This is a genomic window from Secundilactobacillus mixtipabuli (genome assembly GCF_002217925.1).
Classification (GTDB): Bacteria; Bacillota; Bacilli; order Lactobacillales; family Lactobacillaceae; genus Secundilactobacillus; species Secundilactobacillus mixtipabuli.
On the sequence record NZ_BCMF01000085.1, the window covers coordinates 1 to 235 of the forward strand.

Below are 235 nucleotides of genomic sequence, written 5' to 3' on the forward strand. Positions count from 1 at the left end.
TCTGCCCCACCTTAGGCGGTTGGCTCCCGAAGGTTACCGAACCGACTTTGGGTGTTGCAAACTCTCATGGTGTGACGGGCGGTGTGTACAAGGCCCGGGAACGTATTCACCGCGGCATGCTGATCCGCGATTACTAGCGATTCCGACTTCGTGCAGGCGAGTTGCAGCCTGCAGTCCGAACTGAGAATGGCTTTAAGAGATTAGCTTGCCCTCGCGGGTTTGCAACTCGTTGTAC

The 235-nt window shown here is 56.6% G+C and carries 1 rRNA gene; it reads right to left on the reverse strand.

Going from position 1 to position 235, the window contains the following annotated elements:
- Positions 1-235: ribosomal RNA gene (locus IWT5_RS12100) — 16S ribosomal RNA — on the reverse strand; the annotation flags it as partial.